General features: G+C 69.7%; 17 protein-coding genes and 1 tRNA gene. 10 read left to right on the forward strand and 8 right to left on the reverse strand.

Going from position 1 to position 15,489, the window contains the following annotated elements:
• Positions 1 to 31 precede the first annotated feature (31 nt).
• Positions 32 to 1,399, forward strand: a complete 1,368-nt coding sequence (locus tag AB0I53_RS05940; RefSeq protein WP_358597145.1) for an MFS transporter — start codon at positions 32 to 34, stop codon at positions 1,397 to 1,399.
• A 159-nt stretch (positions 1,400 to 1,558) separates the two neighbouring features.
• Complete coding sequence (locus AB0I53_RS05945) at positions 1,559 to 2,485, forward strand: LysR family transcriptional regulator (RefSeq protein WP_358597148.1); 927 nt, start codon at positions 1,559 to 1,561, stop codon at positions 2,483 to 2,485.
• A gap of 9 nt (positions 2,486 to 2,494) precedes the next feature.
• Here the strand turns inward: AB0I53_RS05945 and AB0I53_RS05950 are convergent, their stop codons facing one another.
• On the reverse strand, positions 2,495 to 2,953 hold the full coding sequence (locus AB0I53_RS05950; RefSeq protein WP_358597272.1) for a DinB family protein: 459 nt from the start codon (positions 2,951 to 2,953) through the stop codon (positions 2,495 to 2,497).
• Positions 2,954 to 3,116: 163 nt separating this feature from the next.
• Between AB0I53_RS05950 and AB0I53_RS05955 the strand changes: the two genes are divergently transcribed.
• Positions 3,117 to 3,491: a VOC family protein gene (locus tag AB0I53_RS05955; RefSeq protein ID WP_358597151.1), complete on the forward strand. Its 375-nt coding sequence runs from the start codon at positions 3,117 to 3,119 to the stop codon at positions 3,489 to 3,491.
• A gap of 89 nt (positions 3,492 to 3,580) precedes the next feature.
• The gene (locus AB0I53_RS05960; protein ID WP_358597154.1) at positions 3,581 to 5,206 is read left to right on the forward strand and encodes a glycosyl hydrolase; all 1,626 of its coding nucleotides are present in this window, start codon (positions 3,581 to 3,583) and stop codon (positions 5,204 to 5,206) included.
• Positions 5,207 to 5,299: 93 nt separating this feature from the next.
• On the opposite strand, the gene AB0I53_RS05965 is transcribed toward AB0I53_RS05960, so the two are convergent.
• Entirely contained in the window at positions 5,300 to 5,614 is a 315-nt protein-coding gene (locus tag AB0I53_RS05965) for an SMP-30/gluconolactonase/LRE family protein (protein WP_358597157.1), read from the reverse strand.
• On the opposite strand from AB0I53_RS05965, the gene AB0I53_RS05970 reads away from it, so the two are divergent.
• On the forward strand, positions 5,592 to 5,813 hold the full coding sequence (locus AB0I53_RS05970) for a hypothetical protein (RefSeq protein ID WP_358597160.1): 222 nt from the start codon (positions 5,592 to 5,594) through the stop codon (positions 5,811 to 5,813). The two genes, AB0I53_RS05965 and AB0I53_RS05970, sit on opposite strands and share 23 nt — an antisense overlap.
• Before the next feature lie 209 nt (positions 5,814 to 6,022).
• Positions 6,023 to 6,298, forward strand: coding sequence for a hypothetical protein (locus tag AB0I53_RS05975; RefSeq protein WP_358597284.1), 276 nt, complete (start codon positions 6,023 to 6,025; stop codon positions 6,296 to 6,298).
• Positions 6,299 to 6,307: 9 nt separating this feature from the next.
• Here the strand turns inward: AB0I53_RS05975 and AB0I53_RS05980 are convergent, their stop codons facing one another.
• Complete coding sequence (locus tag AB0I53_RS05980) at positions 6,308 to 6,922, reverse strand: LysE family translocator (RefSeq protein WP_358597163.1); 615 nt, start codon at positions 6,920 to 6,922, stop codon at positions 6,308 to 6,310.
• A 356-nt stretch (positions 6,923 to 7,278) separates the two neighbouring features.
• On the opposite strand from AB0I53_RS05980, the gene AB0I53_RS05985 reads away from it, so the two are divergent.
• Positions 7,279 to 7,869: a hypothetical protein gene (locus AB0I53_RS05985; RefSeq protein ID WP_358597166.1), complete on the forward strand. Its 591-nt coding sequence runs from the start codon at positions 7,279 to 7,281 to the stop codon at positions 7,867 to 7,869.
• A 10-nt stretch (positions 7,870 to 7,879) separates the two neighbouring features.
• Here AB0I53_RS05985 and AB0I53_RS05990 read toward each other — a convergent pair whose 3' ends face one another.
• Both AB0I53_RS05990 and AB0I53_RS05995 read right to left on the reverse strand, forming a co-directional pair.
• The gene (locus tag AB0I53_RS05990; RefSeq protein ID WP_358597169.1) at positions 7,880 to 8,230 is read right to left on the reverse strand and encodes a hypothetical protein; all 351 of its coding nucleotides are present in this window, start codon (positions 8,228 to 8,230) and stop codon (positions 7,880 to 7,882) included.
• 6 nt (positions 8,231 to 8,236) lie between these two features.
• Positions 8,237 to 8,446 carry a hypothetical protein gene (locus tag AB0I53_RS05995; protein WP_358597172.1) on the reverse strand — a complete coding sequence of 70 codons (210 nt, stop codon included), beginning with the start codon at positions 8,444 to 8,446 and terminating at the stop codon, positions 8,237 to 8,239.
• Positions 8,447 to 8,486: 40 nt separating this feature from the next.
• Here AB0I53_RS05995 and AB0I53_RS06000 point away from each other — a divergent pair, with 40 nt between their 5' ends.
• Complete coding sequence (locus AB0I53_RS06000; RefSeq protein ID WP_358597175.1) at positions 8,487 to 9,272, forward strand: tyrosine-type recombinase/integrase; 786 nt, start codon at positions 8,487 to 8,489, stop codon at positions 9,270 to 9,272.
• 9 nt (positions 9,273 to 9,281) lie between these two features.
• On the opposite strand, the gene AB0I53_RS06005 is transcribed toward AB0I53_RS06000, so the two are convergent.
• Positions 9,282 to 9,355: transfer RNA gene (locus AB0I53_RS06005), tRNA-Thr, on the reverse strand.
• A 266-nt stretch (positions 9,356 to 9,621) separates the two neighbouring features.
• On the opposite strand from AB0I53_RS06005, the gene AB0I53_RS06010 reads away from it, so the two are divergent.
• The gene (locus AB0I53_RS06010; RefSeq protein ID WP_358597178.1) at positions 9,622 to 10,974 is read left to right on the forward strand and encodes a hypothetical protein; all 1,353 of its coding nucleotides are present in this window, start codon (positions 9,622 to 9,624) and stop codon (positions 10,972 to 10,974) included.
• Positions 10,975 to 11,117: 143 nt separating this feature from the next.
• On the opposite strand, the gene AB0I53_RS06015 is transcribed toward AB0I53_RS06010, so the two are convergent.
• Positions 11,118 to 11,921 carry an NAD(P)H-binding protein gene (locus tag AB0I53_RS06015; protein ID WP_358597181.1) on the reverse strand — a complete coding sequence of 268 codons (804 nt, stop codon included), beginning with the start codon at positions 11,919 to 11,921 and terminating at the stop codon, positions 11,118 to 11,120.
• 106 nt (positions 11,922 to 12,027) lie between these two features.
• Between AB0I53_RS06015 and AB0I53_RS06020 the strand changes: the two genes are divergently transcribed.
• A complete protein-coding gene (locus AB0I53_RS06020; RefSeq protein ID WP_358597183.1) occupies positions 12,028 to 13,008 on the forward strand; it encodes an Lrp/AsnC family transcriptional regulator in 981 nt (326 codons plus the stop codon).
• On the opposite strand, the gene AB0I53_RS06025 is transcribed toward AB0I53_RS06020, so the two are convergent.
• Positions 12,985 to 15,312 (reverse strand): helix-turn-helix domain-containing protein, encoded by a 2,328-nt coding sequence (locus tag AB0I53_RS06025; RefSeq protein ID WP_358597186.1) that lies wholly within the window; start codon positions 15,310 to 15,312, stop codon positions 12,985 to 12,987. The genes AB0I53_RS06020 and AB0I53_RS06025 overlap by 24 nt on opposite strands.
• Positions 15,313 to 15,489 lie beyond the last annotated feature (177 nt).

Here is a 15,489-nt window from a genome sequence, read left to right on the forward strand (position 1 = left end):
CGAATTTCCCTACACATATGAGGAATCGCAGATGACTGCGCGCAATTGGGGCGTGCTGCTGGTGCTGTGCGGAGCGATCTTCCTGGAAGGCATCGACGTCGCGATGCTCGGTGTCGCGCTGCCCGCCATCCGCGCCGAACTGGGCATGTCCACCGGCGAGCTGCAGTGGGTGATGAGCGCCTACGTGCTCGGCTACGGCGGGTTCATGCTGGTGGGCGGCCGGGCGGCGGACCTGTTCGGGCGCCGCCGGATGTTCGTCGGCTGGCTCGCCGTCTTCCTGGTCTTCTCCGGCCTGGGCGGGCTCGCGTCGGACGGCTGGATGCTGATCCTCGCCCGGTTCGTCACCGGCGTCGCCGCCGCCTTCATGACGCCTGCCGGGCTGTCCATCATCACCACGAGCTTCGAGGAGGGCCCGCAGCGCAACAGGGCCCTGCTGGTCTACTCCGGCACGGCGGCGGGCGGCTTCTCGATCGGGCTGGTCGTCGGCGGCCTGCTCACCGCCATCGGCTGGCGGTGGGTGTTCTTCGCACCGGTCGCGCTGTCCTTCATCATCCTCGTCGGCGCGCTCGCCCTGGTGCCCGAGCCGCCGCGACCGGAGCCCCCCGCCGGGCGCGTCGACGTGGCCGGTGGCGTCATCATCACCGCCGCCATCATGCTGCTCGTGTTCGGCGTCGAGCGCGCCACGCACACCAGCATCGGCTGGACGCTGACGACGTTCGCCGCGGGCGGCGCGCTGCTGGCCGCGTTCGTCGCGATCGAACGCCGCGCCGCCGCGCCACTGGTGCGGCTGGGCATCTTCCGCAGCGCTTCCCTGCTGCGCACCAACGCCATCGGGCTGCTGCTGTTCAGCGGATTCTTCGGGTTCCAGTTCCTGGTGGTGCTGTACCTGCAGGAGCTGCGCGGCTGGTCGACGCTGCAAACCAGCTTCGCGCTGATCGCGCTCGGCCTGGACGTGGTGCTCGCGCCCACCCTCACGCCCTGGCTGGTCCGGCGGTTCGGCAACGCCCGGCTGATTTTCGGCGGCATGCTGCTCTCCGCGCTCGGGTACGCGATGTTCCTGCCGCTCGGCGTGGACTGGACGTACGCCGCGATGGCTCCGAGCCTGATCATGCTCGGCGTGGGGTTGGCGCTCGTGTACGGCCCGCTGACCATCGTCGCCACCGACGGCGTCGAGAACTCGGAGCAGGGCCTGGCAGGCGGCCTGCTTTACACCTCGTTCCAGTTCGGTGCCGCGCTCGGCCTCGCCGGCGCCGCCGCGGTCAACGTCGCCGTGCCCGGAACGCCGCTCGACGGCTACCGCGCGGCGCTCGCGGTCCCCTTCGCCGCGGCCCTGATCGCCACCCTGATCGGCGCCTTCAGCCTCCGGACCGGCAAGCGCCGGGAGCCGGTCCCGGTGTGAGCAGCAGCGCCCCGGTCAGCATCGGTCTCCGACCAGGGCGCCTGCACCCTCCCCCAGATGCCGTCGTCTTCTCACGGCACGCGAAGTCTTTCGCGCGCGAGGCCGTTCGCGGAAGTGATCTCCGATGCGGCTTCGTGGCGGATTGATAGCCTGGCGGCTATGGCGAAGCTCGGCGGCTCGGGGGACCCGAGCATCCGGCAGATTCGGCTGTTCCTGCTCTTGGCGGAAGAACTGCACTTCGGCCGCGCCGCGGCCCGCGCGTTCATGGCCCAGCCCACGTTCTCCCGCCACATAAAGTCGCTGGAGCGCGACCTCGGGGTGGAACTGGTCGACCGGACCTCTCGCCAGGTGGTGTTGAGCGCCGCCGGGGAGGCGCTGCTGGAGCGGATGCGGGCGGTGGTCGACGCGGTGCAGGAGCTGCGCCGCCAGGCCGACGCGGAGGCCGCCGCCGGGCGGATCGTGATCGGCTCGTTCGAGGCGATCATCTCGATGCATCCGATCCCGGTGATCCTGGACGAACTGCGGCGCCGCCTGCCGCGGTTGGACGTCCAGGTGTTGCGCACGGGATTCGATGCCACCGAAGCCGTCTCGCGCGGCGACGTGGACGCGGCGTTCGTGTTCCTGCCGGTCCCGAACGGCATCCGGGCGCTGCCGTTGGACCGCGGCCCGCGGTGCGCGGCGATGCCCGCCGACGACCCGCTGGCCGCCAAGGGCCCGCTGACGCTGGCCGACCTCGCCGACCGCGCACACATCGGCTGGTCGGAGCGGGTTCCGAAGGTCTACCAGGACTTCTGGGCCGTCGACCCGCGCCCGGGCGGCGCCGCCGCCCGGTACAGCCCGCACGCGATGGGCGACTTCGAGAGCGGCCTGCAGGTGATCGCCATGGGCGGCGGGCTGCTCTTCCCGCCGGCAGCGGGCCGGGAGCTCTACCCGCGACCAGGAGTGTCCTATGTGGAGGTTTCCGACCTGGAGCCGTGGACGTCCGCGCTGGTCTGGCTGCCGGCCAACCACGACAAGCCGTTCGTCGCCGCCCTGCGGAAGGCGGCACGGGCCGTCCTGACCCGGGCCGACCGCACGGGACCGTGACGCGCGTGCTCAGGCCCCGACCATGCCGTCGATGCCTTCGCGGAGGAAGTCGGCGTGGCCGTTGTGCCGGGCGTACTCGTGGATGAGGTGCAGCATCACCAGCCGCAGCGACACGTCCTTGCCCCACCTGGGCTGCGGTCCGGTCACGTCGAGCGACTCGGCGGCGGCTTCGATCCGGCGCGAGTGCTCGACCTCCGCCTGCCAGGCACCGAACGCCTCGGCGCGCGTGGACGCTCCCGCGTCGTAGGAGACCTGGAAGTCACCGTCGTCCGACCACACCAGCGGAATGTCCTCCCGGTTGATCACCCGCCGGAACCAGGTGCGCTCCACCTCGGCCATGTGCCGCACCAGGCCGAGCAGCGAGAGCGTCGAAGGCGGCATCGACTGCCGCCGCAACTCTGCATCGGAAAGCCCCTCGCACTTCATGGCCAGAGTGGACCGGTGGAAGTCGAGGTAGGCCCGCAACATCTCCCGCTCGCCCCCGACCACGGGCGGATCGATCCGCTCAACCACAGCAATCCCCTTCGCTCGACGAACGCCCACAGTCTTCCCGCCCCGGCAAGGCCGGGTCGAACCATTAACCGGTCGAGTTCTGGACAAATACCGTGATCGGCCGACTACGGTGGGCGCCATGATTCTTCGCCATGTTTCCATCGATTGCGCCGATCCCTACGGGCTGGCGACGTTCTGGAGCAAGGTGACCGGCTGGCCGATCTCCGGCGAAGACCGGCCCGGCGACCCCGAGGTGCTGCTGGAGGCACCATCTCCCGTGCCAGGACTGCTTTTCCTCCGCGTCCCCGAAGGAAAAGGGGTCAAGAACCGGATCCACTTCGACTGGATGCCCACCGAGCGACTCCGCGATGAGGAGGTGGAGCGCATCCTCGGCCTCGGCGCAACGCTCCACGAAGACCACCGAACCGCCGACGGCCTCGGCTGGGTCACCCTGCTGGACCCGATATCCAACGAGTTCTGCGTGGAACGCAGCAGCACCGAACGCGGCGGCTGAACCGGCATTTGTGCCGACGTGCCGCGCCGGTCCGCCTGCCAGCATTCTTCCCGTCGGGTAACCCCCGCACCGGGAAGGATCTTGTTGCCATGTCCAGCACGGAGCACGGCGCGCGGAAGAAACCCTGGCGCCGCAACCGAAAGCGGACGGTCAAGGCGTACGCGCTGGCCGCCACGCTGAGCGTCGGCGCGATGTTCGCGGCACCGCCGGCGTCGGCCACCGGCCCATCGCCCGCCGCCCCGCCGGCGCTGACCATCGACTCGCCGACCCTGGTCTTCATCCAGGGCCGGAACAACATCTCGCTCAACTCCACGGAGCCCCGGGTGAGCTGGAAGATCTCCGACGCGGACGGCCGCCCGGCCGCATCCGGCACCGCGGTGATCGACCAGCACCGGGGCAGCATCGATGTGAGCGGGCTCGGCCCCGGCTACTACCGCCTCCAGGCGACCGCGACGGCCAACGGCGCAACCACGAAGCGGGACACCAACTTCGCCGTGCTGACCCCGACGCCGCGCGACGCGCTGCGGCCGTCCTCGCCGTTCGGCGTCAACACGCACTTCGCCTTCCGCAGCTGGGACATCGGCTACGAGAAGCCGCTGCTGGACACGATCGCCCAGGTCGGCTTCGGCCACATGCGGGAAAGCATGGAGTGGGACTCCCTCGAGAAGGCCAAGGGCGTCTACAGCGTTCCCGCCGAGTACGAAGACATCGTGGTCACGGCGAAGCGCAAGGGCATCACCCCGCTGCTGATCGCCGCGTTCCACAATCCGCTCTACGACCACAACGTGACGCCCAGCAGCACGACCGGGCTGCGCGCGTTCGCCAAGTTCCAGGGCTGGTGGCTGTCGCACTTCCGGCGCCTCGGGGTGACCAGGGACATCGAGACCTACAACGAGTACTACGGCGGGTTCAACACCAGCCCCTGCAAAGGCCCGGTCTGCCAGTACCGGCTGATCAAGCCGGCTTACGAGCAGACCAAGAAGGACAACCCGAACTCCAACGTCGTCGTCGACGTCAGCAGCAAGCCGGAATGGCACACCGAGCTGTTCAAGAGCGGCGGACTGTCCGCAATGGACACCGTGAACGTGCACATCTACGCGTGCAAGGACGGCCCCGAAGGCGTGATCGACGGAAAGATCGACACCCTGCGGCAGAACATCAGGAAGTACAACCACGGCGAGGACAAGCCGATCTGGATCACCGAGACCGGCTGCACGACGGCGGCCGGCACCGGCGGCAACGACGCCAAGCAGGCCGACTACGTGATCCGGGCCGAAACTCTCGCGCTGGCCAGCGGCGTCGAGCAGGTCTACCTCTACGACATGCTCAACGACGGCACCAACCCCAACGACAAGGAGCAGAACTTCGGGCTGCTGCGCAAGGCCCGCAACGGGGTGACCGCGCTGGCGCCCAAGCCGGGACTGGTCTCCCAGGCGGTGCTGATCAGGATGCTCACCGGCCTGAAGCCGAGCGGGCGGGACGCGGTGGCGCAACCGTCCTACTCCTACCGGTTCGGCACCGGCAACGACACGACCCGCGTGCTCTGGTCCACCGGCACCGGCCGCGTCAACGTCGCGGCGTCCGGCCCGGTGAAGCTGACGGACCAGTTCGGCCGCGCCAGCACGCTGAACCCGACGAACGGCCGCGTGACGCTCCCGCTGACCCAGAGCCCGGTGTTCATCACCGGCCCGGTGAAGGCCGTCACCGACGGCTGAGCGCCGAGTTCGACCGGCCGTGTTCCCACGGCCGGTAACGCCGGAAGCCGCGGGCCACGCGCAGCCCGCGGCTTCCGGCGTCTTGCTCTCGCGTTACGGGCAGGCGTGGTTCTGGCGTGCCGTCGGCAGCGGTGGGGTGCCGGTGACAGACATGACGACGGAGTAGAGCACGGTGTCAGCGGCGATGAACATGCGGTTGCGCTTGGCGCCGCCGAAGCGGATGTTGGCGACGACGTCGGGGACCAGGAGGCGGCCGAGGAGCGTGCCGTCCGGGTCGTAGCAGTGCACGCCGCCGTCCATGGCGGCGGCCCAGAGCCGGCCGTCGTCGTCGAAGCGGATGTTGTCGAAGTTGCCGATCGCGCACTCGGCGAAGACGTCGCCGCCGGTGGCCGATGACGAGGAGTCCAAGCGCCACGCCTGGGACGTGTACGTCAAAGGCGGCCCGCCGGGCGTGGGTTACGACCCGATCCACTACTGGCGCGGCGGCCCCGAAGATCCCGAGTACGCAGTGATCCGCATCGTCCCGTGGCGAATCCAACTCGTCCGGGGATCCGACCTGCACAGCACAATCTGGCAACCCGACACACCATCCGCCCCGACTACCTGAACCAGGTTCCCGGGCGGGCCGCTCACCGGTGGGCCGAGGAGGTCACCGGCTTATCCTCTACTTTCCGGTCTGCCCGCTGGGAAAGCCGCATCCCGCGAAGGCGATGCCGTCACCCCGGAAGGAAACGAGCCGTGGTTCAACAAGAACGAAATCGGCGGGAATCAGAGCCCGGAGGAGACCAGCGGCAACCTCGATATCCAGCCGCCGAGATGGCGCCGACCGAGGCTCGGCGGCAAGCCGCGCAGAAGATCTTCGCCCATGAAGAGCGCTTGCAGGCCAAACGCGAGAAGACGCTGGTTCGTCCCGGGTTCCGGGAACGAGTCGAGGAGCTGATGCGGGACCAGTGGCACGAGCCGGTCATCGTGCTGCGCCTTGGTGACGCCGACCTCGGATTCGACGTACCCGGCAGGCGCCTGGATCCGCTCGAAACCCCTGATGCCGGCGACGAGCTGTGGCCTGGCACAGATCCCGACCTGCTGACATGACAGGGCGGTTCAGTTGGGCCGGCTGGTGGCCATCTTCACGGCGAAGAAGCCCAGCAGGGTGCCGGATGCGAAACGCTGCGCCTGGAGCACGCGGGGGTGGCGGGCTAGATACCCGGCGAGCGCAGCGGCGGTGAGAACAATGAGGCCATTAATGGTCACACCAACCACGATCTGTGCGGTTCCGAGTTGGAGGAACTGCCACCACGTCGCACCCAGCGCGGGATCGACGAACTGAGGGATCAGCGCGGCATACAGGAGCGCGATCTTGGGATTCAAGAGGTTCGTCAGCAGCCCCATGCCGAACAGGTGGGCCGCCGAGTGCGGGGCCAGTTCGCGCGGTTCGAACGGCGACCCGCCACCGGGGCGCAGGATCTGCCAAGCCATCCACGCGAGGTACGCGGCGCCCAGGAGTTTCACCACGTGGTAGGCCTCAGGTACGGCCACGAAGAGGGCGGATAGACCGGCGGCTGCTGCGACGAGGTAGACGACGAATCCGAGGGCAACCCCGGCGAGCGACATGAGCCCGGCACGCCGCCCCTGCGAGATAGCTCGCGATGCCAGGTAGACCATGTTGGGCCCGGGGCTTAGTGCCATGCCCAACTCCACGACCACGACGCCGAGCAACGAGGCGAACGATACGAGTCCCATGGAGCGAACGTATCGGACGGGCAGTCGCCGGGCGTCTCGCCGTCCCCCCGGGCCCCGTACGACGTAGAACCTCTTGACCTGCTTGCCCATGATGGGCGCGAGCTTCCGGCACCTGGGTGGTGGTGTGGTCTTCCGCGACGTGTGGAAGGTGGCCCACGCGTACCCCGCACCCGCCCCAGAGAGCGCTGCCCGCGGTCATCCTCGAGTTGGACGAAGGCCTCCTCCGTGGGGAGGACCATCCCGCACCGGGCGGAGGAGGCCAGAGGGCGGGACGGGCTGCGATCTTCGAAATGCGTCACGCGAACGATGCCTGACGAATCGAAGGAGCAGCGATGTCCAACCTCCGCCCCGAAACTCCCCCGGCGAACGGGTACCTGCGCACCACTCGGGGCACCGGCCCTGTCCCCGTTTCCCCAGTGCCCCGCTGGGCGCGGATTGCCGCGCACGCAGTGCCCTTCGTGATCCTGCCCTCGGGACTGTGGCGCATGGGAGTGATGCTGGCCATCCCCGGCTTCGGCACAGCCGAGGCCCGCGACCACGGCGTCGGGCTCGATCTGTATCTGATCCTGCTCTTCGCGGTCTCCGAGGCGCTCGGGCTGCTCACCCTGGGATTGGTCCAGTCATGGGGCGAGTCGGTGCCGCGCTGGATACCGCTGCTGGGCGGACGCCGCATCCCGCCGCTCGCTGCGGTGGTACCGGCCGCACTGGGCGCGCTCGCCTGCACGGGGGTCGTGTACTACTTCTTCCTCTCCATCCTGTTCGCAGGATTTCCCCCCGGACACACGACCGCTGAAGAGGTCATCTTGACGGTCTGTTACCTGCCACTGCTGGCCTGGGGGCCGCTTCTGGGATCGGTTACGCACGCCTACTACCGCCGACGCACGAGCGGACGAGGACAGGCCGCGCCCACCCCCTCTCCCTGAGCCCAACCAGCTACGTCGCCACGTAGAGGGCATTGCCGTCGCCGCCCGGATTCGGGCCGCTGGCCTTGGCCTTGCCTGCATGGTTGGCGCGTCCGGCGGCGACCATGCGCACGGTGCCGTCGAACGCGATCACGGCGTGGCACAGCGGCCCATCGAGGTCGGGGCGGCCGGTGATGCACATCCGCACCGTCGGCGCGGGCCGCGCGAGCGAGGCCGGGGTGGCGGTGTGGTGGTTGAGCACCCCGACCGGACGGTTGGGGCGGGCTCCGCGTGCGGCGCGGTCGCGCCAGCCGTCGGTCTCCACCACGCGCAGCCCGGCGCCCCGTAGGACGTCGGCGAGCCACACGAGCGGCTGGGCCATTTCGGATCACCTCGGTTTCTCGGAAGTCCCTGGGGTATCGGTGGATTCGCTCGGCGGCGTGGGGCTGGCGTCGGCGGGGGTTCCGTCGGAGTAGGGCACGACCAGCCGCCCGGCGCGGATCGAGGTGGACGTGATGCCGCGGCCGTCGGTGCCGTCCTGTCCGTCGACCGGGGCGCGGGGCTCCCGCTGTACCTGCTCGACCAAGACGCTCGGCAAGAAGATCGGCGTATCGCCGTGCCAGTCCATCGAGCTTCCGGTGATCCCCCTGGCGGACGAGTACTACCTGGAAGAAGCCGAGTTCGAGGACCTGGTGGCGTGCACGCCGGGCCGGAAGAACCAGCTGTTCCTCAAGATCAAGGTGCGCACGGGCATGCGGTGGGGCGAGATCATCGCGCTGCATCGCCACCGGGTCTTTCCCAAGCAGAAGCGCATCGAGGTCTTCGAGGCCTTCGACAACGAAGCTCGCGAGATCAAGCCGTACCCGAAGAGCCGCCGAAAGCGGAGCGTCCCGATCGTCAGCGAGCTTGCCGACGACCTCGACGAGTGGTTCGAGAGCACCCCGTTGGTGCCGTGCACGACGCCGCACCGCAAGGTCGGCGGCCGCCAGCACCGGTGCAAGTCCGGGCTCGTGGTGCCCAACAGCAAGGGCGGGGTGCTCAACTACAGCAACAGCAACTTCAAGCGGGACGTCTGGACGCCGGCCACCACCGGGGCCGAGCTGACCGACGTCACTCCGCACGGCCTCCGGCACACCTACGCATCGTGGCTGATCCAAGCCGGCGTGCCGATCGAGGTGGTGTCGAAGCTGCTGGGGCACGCGTCTGTTGCCACCACGGAGCGATACGCACACCTGGCCGACAGCCAGTGGGACGCCGTCCGCGCCGCCGACGGCGACGTGCTGAACCCGGTGCCAGCACCGGCCGAGCGGCCTGCGGCGGAGCACGCGGAGCCGGAGTCTGCCCCATATCTGCCCCACGAAAACGACACTGCGGCGGGAGCCGAGATCATCGATCTCTTCTCCCGCCGCAGGTCAGCGGGTTGACCGCTGCGGAGCCGCCTAAGGGAATCGAACCCTTGACCTACGCATTACGAGTGCGTCGCTCTAGCCGACTGAGCTAAGGCGGCATTGCGTGGTCAAGTGTAGCGGGCCCGGGCCGGGCGTTGTTCGCGGCCCCCGCCGCTCGACGCTCCCCGGATCGACGCTGGTCAGCGGCGCATCCGGAGAGCACCGGCGCGCCTCCTTCGGCGAGATCCCACCTGCTGCCGGACGAGTGCGTCAACTTCTTCCGTCACCTCCTCACCTTCGACTCGTTGGATCGGCAGTGATTCCTGTCACGCGATCGGGAGGTCGCCGGATGCGGGCCGTTCGCCGCTTCAGCACGTGTTCCGCCGTGGGGTTGGCTCTAGCCGGGTTGTCGTTGCCTGCCGCCTTCGCGCAGAGCACGCCGCCGACGACGCCGATTCCGGCGCCCGAGAACCCCGGGCAGCCGCCGGCCTCCGAGCCGACCTCGGCTCCCGGCCCGGTCGTCGCCGATGCGGGCACCATGGTCGGGATCGTTCGCATCCTGCCGGACACCGTGCCGACCGACTCCGTCATCGACGATCCCGAGTTCGAGGAGCAGTTGCCGAAGCAGTCGGTGGCCGAGGCCGGGATGGGCCGGGCTGTCGCGCAGGCGAACTCCACGGCCTTCTTCGCGCACGAGCGGGCCATCGCGGAAGCCTCGCCGTTCGGCGTGGCGCTGCTCGGCAAGACGCCGCAGATGCCGACGGGGCTGGCGCAGACCGCGCTGCCGGATCACGCCGCGGCGATCAGCGGAAGCTTGCCCACGCCGGCGTCCCCGACGGATCAGCTGGTCAAGCTCAGCGGCTTGGACGGCAGCGTGCACGCGCGCTGGGACGAGCAGGTCGGGCCGTGCGTGTCGCCGATCGCCGATGCCCGGATGTCGCTGGGCAGCGCTTCGGCCGTCAACGCGCTGCCCGGCGGATTGTCGCTGGACGGGCTCCTGGGCGGCGGCGCACCCACCGCGGAGGGCACCGGCTCCTTGTTGCACGTGCCGGATGCCATCGACGCGCACTCCAACGTGCAGCTGGTTTCCGTCGCCGGGCAGGCCGGCAAGGCCGTGCAGTCGACCTCGACGCTGCAGGTTGCGAGCGTCCGGCTGTTCTCCGGGACCTCCCAGGAGATCCGCGTCGACGTGGTCGGCGAACCCCGGCTGGTCGCCACGGCCACCGGAGATCCTTCGACGTCCACTGTGGACTACAAAACGCCGGTGCTGCGGGTCAGCCAGGGCGGCAAGGAACTCGGCGTGCTCGATGCCGCGCATCCGGACCTGGACGTGCCGCTGCCCGGGCTGGACCGGCGGATCGTGGACGCCGGCGTGCTGCGGATGAGCGTCGGAGAACTTCGGCACGACGTCGTCGGAACCGAGGTTCGGGCGGTGGCGAAGCTTTTCGACCTGCAGCTGCTCCGCGGCCACCCGGTGGGGCTCCCGACTTCGCTGGTGCAGATCACGTTCGGCGAGCAGATCGCCCGCGCCGGCGCTCCAGCGGGCGGCGTGGACTGCGACGGCTCGGCGGCGGTCGCGGCTCCTCCGGCGGCGACCGGCCCGTCGGCCCACCTCACGGACGTTCCGCCCCTCGCCCTGACCAGCAGCTCGTACTACGTGATCCCGCTGTTCTGGACCGGCACGGCGCTGCTGCTCCTGGGCTCGATCCTCATCGCCGCTCTCCCCCGCCGCAGCTGACCGACGCCGGAAGTTCCCGATTTTAGGCAGAATCGGGAGACTCCCAGCGCGGCCCGCGAACGGGGTCGACGCAGTTCTCCGGCGGAGACGGGCAGGGGATTTCCGAGGCACAGCACCGCAGCTGGTTCGAGCGGCCCACGTAGTCACCGGAAGTCGTCGGCGTGGTCGTCGGCCCACTGGCGGAAGGTGCGCGCCGGGACGCCGGTGGCCGCTTCGACGGTGCCGGTGACCAGCGGTGGCGGTTGGGTCAGCATGGCGGCGTAGGTGGCGAGGAGGACGTCGACGAACGAGCGCGGGAACCCGTCGGCGAGCATCTGCTGCCTGGCCTCGGTTCGGGAGACCTCCTGCCAGCGGATCGGGCGGCCCAGCGCAGCACCGATGATCCGCACTTGCTCGGCCTGGCTCAGCACTTCCGGACCGGTCAGCGCGTAGGCCGCGTCCGGGCTGTCGTCGAGCAGCGCGCGGACCGCCACCGCTGCGATGTCCCGCTCGTGCAGCATCGACACGGCGAGCTCGCCGAAGGCACCGCGAACGACGTCACCTGCCCGGATCTGGGGCGCCCACCACAGCGCGTTGGCCGCGAAGGTGCTGGGCCGGATGAAGACCGAGTTCGCGCCGAGCATCTGCTGCTGCCGCACCATGTCCAGGTCGCGAACACCACCGGTTCCGAGGAACACCAGACGCCGGTCGCCCACCGCATCCAGCACGGCCGGCAGTGCCTCCGCGGTATGCAGCGGCCAGATCAGGAACACGGCGTCGATCCCGCCGAGCGCCGCGGCGAAGGCGCCCGGATCGGCGAGATCCGCGGACACCGGCTCGACATCGGCGGAAAGTCCCGTCACGTTGCGAGCCACGGCGCGAACAGCGGCGCCGGTCGACCGCAGCAGTTGGTGCACGACCTGGCGTCCCACATTGCCGGTCGCGCCGGTCACCAGAACCTTGGCCATCGGTGAGTCCCTTCCTCTTGAGCACCACCAATGTCCGGTCAGATGCCAGAGAGCACCAGCCACGCGCTCAATCGTGCCGATTTCCTCCATCCAATATCGTTGTGCGATGAAATCCGCCGATCTCGACGAGGTCGATCGTCGTCTGGTCCACGCGCTCCAGATCGACGGGCGGGCACCGTTCAGCAGGATCGCCGAGGTGCTCGACGTCTCCGAACAAACCGCGGCGCGGCGCTATCGGCGACTTCGCACAGCGGGTGTGCTCCGGGTGGTGGGCGGGGTCGACGGGAGTCGGCTCGGGTACGTCTCGTGGACGATCCGCCTGCGCTGCACACCCGACGCCGCGAATCCCATCGCCGCGGCGCTGTCCCGACGTCCGGACACCTTCTGGGTGCACATCCTTTCCGGCGGCACCGAGATCTCCTGCTTCACGCAGGCGCGCACCGACGATGAGAGCGACGCGCTGCTGTTGGAGAAGCTGCCGCGCACCAGTCGAGTCCTGGGCATTGCGGCGCATTCGATGTTGCAAGGATTCACCACACCGTCGGGCTGGCCCGGTCTGGCTCGTCTGACGACGCAGCAGGTCGAACGCCTCCGCCCCGAACTTCCGCCACCGGACGACGGTCCGGTCGTCCTCGACGCCGGGGACGAAGCACTGCTGCGCGGTCTGGCCCGGGACGGGCGGATGGGCTACGGCGAGCTGGCCGCCGACACCGGCTGGTCGGAATCGACTGTGCGGCGGCGCATCGACCACCTCCGCCGCGCCGGCGTCCTCCGCTACCAGGTGGAAATCTCCCCCGGGGCGCTTGGTTTCCACGCCGAAGCGAGGTTGTGGATTTCGGTGCGACCGAGCGCCTTGGTCCCGGTGGCGAACGAGCTCAGCTCGCATCCGGAGGTCAACTTCGCGGCGGCCACCACCGGCCCGACCAACCTGATGGCAGCCGTGACCTGCCGAAACACGCGCGATCTGTACCGGTACCTGACGGAACGAGTCGGCTCCCTCGAGGCCGTGCACACCCTCGAAACAGCGCCGGTCATGCGCACCGTCAAACGCACCGGCACCGTCCTACTGCTCCGCCCCGACGAATGATCCTCGGGAGTAGTGGCCGGCGCCGATCCGGGCCGGAGTGGTGTGCTGGGCTCGGTAGGCGCGGCCGAGGTGGGCTTGGAGCCGGGCGTGCCGGAACTGGTAGACGGCGCCCGCCTGGCGCAGCACTCCGCGCTGGTACGCGTCTTCCAGGAAGGCGATCATCGGCCAGGGAAGCCGGCCGGTCAGCGGCAGCCAGACGCGTGCCAGGAGAACCCACTGCCCCCAGGCGGTGAACGCCGCGGTGTAGGCGATCGTGCCGCTGGTTCCGCCTACGGCGCCGATGATGAGCCCGTCGAACAGCGGCCAGTTGAGCGGGCCCAGCGGTTCCTGGAGGGCGTCGACCACGAGCCGGCCGCCGACGGCGATCAGGAGCATGGCCAGGGGCGCGAGCATCACGGTTTGGCGCACCACCGTCGAACGGTTCGCGGCCAGCATGGCGATCGGGGTGGCGGCGGAGTTGATGTCGAGAGGCGTTTCCAGCACGGACACGAGCGCGAACCCCGTCCCGAGCGCCAAGCCGAAGATGAGCCCGAACACGAGGAAGTTGACGAGCGTCAGCTTGATCGCCACGTCGTCCGGGAACGGGGACTCGTTGAGCACGGTGCGCATGAACGTGCTCACGGGCGCGTACCCGAGCGCCACCACGAACCCGCCCAGCAGCCCGGCGCAGAACCTGGTGGCGGCGGTGCGGGCGCGCCGGCCGGTTCTCCTGCTCCGGCCCAGCAACCGCACCTGCATGCGGGACGGCTCGAATCCGACACCGCCGTACACGACCAGAAGCCCGTACAGCAGCCCGAAGGCCAGTCCGAGCTCGGTTCCGGTCATCAGGCCGTCCAGCAGGGCCAACCCGGTGCCGAACCCGAGCCCGTGCTGAATCACGTAGAAGGGCAGGAAGAAGAGCGCGTCGACAACGGCGGTGACGAGCGCGGACGCCAGCACGACGGCGAGGATGCGCGACGAGCGGCGCAGCGAGCCGCCCACCAGCCACCACTTGAGATCGCCGGTGTCGAGCCGGTCCAGGTTGTTGGCGAGGTAACCCAGCCAGTGCCGGACCCGGTCCGGATCCCAGTTCCGGCGCCCGGCAGACGGGGGCCGGTAGACGGCGGGCACGAAGCTGCTCAGCAGGTGGTCTTCGAGGGCTTCCGGCGTCGGGAAGCGGCTGGTGTCCAGCAGGACGGACGGGTCCGCGCCGGTTTCGCCGTAGACGGTTCGGGCGAGGCCGACCATCAGCGGCGTGCTCAGCACCGCGGCGAGGTTGGCGCTCACCTCGCTGTCCGGGCGCTCGCGCAGCTCGTCCAGAACGGAATCCCAGGCGGTTCCCCGGCGGGTGGTGCGGGGCAGGTAGTTGATCAGGTCGGTGCGGCCGAGTTCGAGCAGCTCGACGCCGGCGGCGCCGGCCAGGGCGGTCGCCTCGACAGCCGCGGCGTACTCGCCGGGACGACTGGTCAGCAGCAGCGGCAGCGACGTGGCGTTGAGCGCTTCCACCGCGCTTCGGTGCAGGCCGTGGGCGATCTCGTCGAACCCGTCGAGAACCGGCAGCACGCGGCCGGTTTCGACCAGCGCGGCGGCCAGCGTCGACCCGCCGGGGGCGCTCGCGACCAGGCCCGGGTAGTCGCGGAGGAGCTGTTCGATCAGCCAGTCCCGCAGCGCGGTGACCGTCGGATCCCACGATCCGACGCTGAAGATCACCGGCACCGGGTCGGTGCAGGCGCGCGTCCGCAGGTAGTCCAGGGTGAACCGCAGCGTCAGGATCGTCTTCCCGGATCCGGCTCGCCCCAGCACCACCAGCCGGCCGGACGGGATGCGCCGGTAGATGTCCGCGATCTCGGTGAGATCGCCGGTCAGGTCCAGCGGATTCGCCGTCGTTCCGGGCGGAACGCGGTGGATGTTGTCCGAGTGGTCGGTCAGGTCCGCGGACACCGGCTGCCATCGCACGGGCAGCGGGAACGGGTCGTGGATCCGGCGCTGCTCCTCCTCGCGCTGCCAGCGGGCGCCGACCACCTGCGCGAGTTGCTCGCCGGCCTCGGTCAGCGCATCCCGCGGCGGCGCCTCGGGAATCTCGACGGCGGCATCCTCGACCGGCGCGCTGCCGACTTCGGCCAGCAGTTCCCGGCGCTTGTCCGGCGAGAGATCCAGGGCATCCGCCAACAGCTTCACGGTCCCGATCCGCGGATCGGTGGGCGCGCTGTTCTCCAGCCGGCGGATGGTGCGCACGCCGACTCCGGATCGCTCCGCCAGCTGCTCCTGCGTCATCCCCGCCTGACGTCGCAGCTGACGCAGTAGCGGACCGAACCGGCTCGTCACTTCGGCGCCTCTCGATGCGGGCGTGTCCTGGCTCGGGGACCTTAGCGCGAAGAACGCGACGACCGGCCGTATTTGGCCGGTTCGTGCCCTGGTCTGCTGACCAGCGCAAACAACATCATTTGCGGTACCGGCCGGAACCTGGCGGCCGGCGCTCGCCGAGTCGGCGAGGTCAGCCTT

Origin of the sequence: Saccharopolyspora sp. NPDC050389 (assembly GCF_040655595.1) — a bacterium.
Taxonomy (GTDB): Bacteria; Actinomycetota; Actinomycetes; order Mycobacteriales; family Pseudonocardiaceae; genus Saccharopolyspora.

Coding starts and splice junctions, on each gene's coding strand:
- AB0I53_RS05940 (WP_358597145.1), top strand. CDS start 32: ATGACTGCGCGCAATTGGGGCGTGCTGCTGGTGCTGTGCGGAGCGATC.
- AB0I53_RS05945 (WP_358597148.1), top strand. CDS start 1,559: ATGGCGAAGCTCGGCGGCTCGGGGGACCCGAGCATCCGGCAGATTCGG.
- AB0I53_RS05950 (WP_358597272.1), bottom strand. CDS start 2,953: ATGTTGCGGGCCTACCTCGACTTCCACCGGTCCACTCTGGCCATGAAG.
- AB0I53_RS05955 (WP_358597151.1), top strand. CDS start 3,117: ATGATTCTTCGCCATGTTTCCATCGATTGCGCCGATCCCTACGGGCTG.
- AB0I53_RS05960 (WP_358597154.1), top strand. CDS start 3,581: ATGTCCAGCACGGAGCACGGCGCGCGGAAGAAACCCTGGCGCCGCAAC.
- AB0I53_RS05975 (WP_358597284.1), top strand. CDS start 6,023: ATGGCGCCGACCGAGGCTCGGCGGCAAGCCGCGCAGAAGATCTTCGCC.
- AB0I53_RS05985 (WP_358597166.1), top strand. CDS start 7,279: ATGTCCAACCTCCGCCCCGAAACTCCCCCGGCGAACGGGTACCTGCGC.
- AB0I53_RS05990 (WP_358597169.1), bottom strand. CDS start 8,230: ATGGCCCAGCCGCTCGTGTGGCTCGCCGACGTCCTACGGGGCGCCGGG.
- AB0I53_RS06015 (WP_358597181.1), bottom strand. CDS start 11,921: ATGGCCAAGGTTCTGGTGACCGGCGCGACCGGCAATGTGGGACGCCAG.
- AB0I53_RS06020 (WP_358597183.1), top strand. CDS start 12,028: ATGAAATCCGCCGATCTCGACGAGGTCGATCGTCGTCTGGTCCACGCG.